Source organism: Halomonas sp. KAO (assembly GCF_015595025.1).
Taxonomy (GTDB): domain Bacteria; phylum Pseudomonadota; class Gammaproteobacteria; order Pseudomonadales; family Halomonadaceae; genus Halomonas.
The window spans coordinates 1-1,556 of the sequence record NZ_JADNRL010000027.1 but is presented as its reverse complement, the minus strand read 5'-3'; the positions used below and the strand labels follow the sequence as shown (position 1 = coordinate 1,556).

Annotated in this window: 2 protein-coding genes; both read right to left on the bottom strand. The window is 63.0% G+C overall.

The window, feature by feature from the left end:
• Positions 1–69: 69 nt before the first annotated feature.
• Positions 70–1,326, bottom strand: a complete 1,257-nt coding sequence (locus tag IOC61_RS15890; protein ID WP_195689725.1) for an ISL3 family transposase — start codon at positions 1,324–1,326, stop codon at positions 70–72.
• A 25-nt stretch (positions 1,327–1,351) separates the two neighbouring features.
• On the bottom strand, positions 1,352–1,556 hold a 205-nt coding region (locus tag IOC61_RS17730), incomplete at its 5' end, for a hypothetical protein (protein ID WP_229333200.1).

The following is a 1,556-nucleotide window of genomic DNA, read 5'->3' as shown; positions in this document are numbered from 1 at the left end:
CTTCTCTTTCCAAACCTCTATCCATTTTCCAACAAGCTAGATTTGCTAAAAAAAGGGTTCTTCGTCACTTCACGTGGATTTGGCCTGATCGAACAGGCGGCCCGCTGGGCTGCCAATCAGGTAGATCATGGCGATGAAGTTGGCCTCGTTCCGGTAGCCGCGTGCGCGTGACCGAGCCGCCTGGAACAGGCCGTTCATGCCTTCCAGGCGTGCGTTCGTCAGTCCCGAGAGCCACCGCCGGACCACCGCGTCGGCATGACGCTCCAGCGTCGCCAGAGCCTTGCCCATCGGCTTCAACAGTGGCTTCTCGGCAACTGCCGCTTTCATGACCTTGAGGTAGTTCGTGATACGCCACCGAGCCGCCCGCGGCGTCGGGGCCTTCTGGATCCAGCGCAGCTTCTCCTTGATCACCCAGGCATCGGACGTGGCGCTCTGGTCAGCCACCAGTTCCTGGAGCGCCGCCAGCTGCTTGGGCGTCAGGTTCTCGTTGTCCAGGCTCTTCAGCAGGGCCCAGCGCAGCGACTTGGGATGCCCCTGCTCCCGGCGCTCCTTCTTGCGCACCTCGTCCAGCCGCTTAGTGAAGGTCTGCACGATATGGAACCAGTCGACCGTGACCTCGGCCCTGGGAAGATGCTCGGCCACGCCGCTCAGGAAGGCCTGTGACATGTCGCAGACGACCTCGACCACGTTGTCCGGATCGCCGCCATGGGCCGACAGGAAGGCGCTGAAAGCCTCGATGGCGTCCTTGCCGTGGCCTGGGACGGCGAAGATCACCGGCTCCTGCTTGCGCTGCATGTCGAGGAATACCGTCACGTAACGCTGGCCGCGCCGAGAGGCGGTTTCATCAACACCGACGGTGGCCACATTGCTCAGGTCCAGCTCACCCAGCATCCGGCCGACGTAGTAGTGCACGATGCGCCACAGTCGCTTGTCGGAGATCTCCAGCTGCCGGGAGACAGCCAGCACCGGCATCTCCTTGACCAGCGACATGGCGGCTTGCTCGAACAGCAAGGTGAAGTCGCTGCCCGGCCGGGCCCAGGGCACCTCGATGCGCTTGACGCCATGCTCCGGGCACTTGGTGCGGGGCACGCGGGCGTGAAGGTAGCAGTGGTGCTGGAAGAAGTTCAGGTGCCGCCAGGTCTTGTCGGCAAAGTCGTGAGCCGGACAGGCCTTGCCGCAGTCAGGACAGGGGTAGAGGCTGCCCCGCTCGGCCTCGACGTAGAGGTCCAGGCGATGGGGTGACACGGAAGTATCCAGGTGCTGGTCCTTGAGGATCCAGGGCGCTTCCAGGCCCAGGCCGAGGGTCAGAATCTGGGTGCCGTCCATGTCATGCCTCCTGTCGTCGTGGAGGTCATATCCTGGCCCAGCTCAGGGGGCGAATTCCACACCCAACGACGAAGAGCCGGATATTGCGCATCAGATCGGTTGCTCCGAACGCAGCGTGCGCCACCATCTGTGCCGCGATGAAGCACCCACCGGACGCCCTTCCATACCGCACGGAAGCAAGCTGGATCTCTACAAGACGATCCTCGATCAGCTGCTGTCGGATAACGTCT

What these genes read in the sequence shown, in the direction of transcription:
- IOC61_RS15890 (WP_195689725.1), bottom strand. Translation starts at nt 1,326, where the DNA reads ATGGACGGCACCCAGATTCTGACCCTCGGCCTGGGCCTGGAAGCGCCC.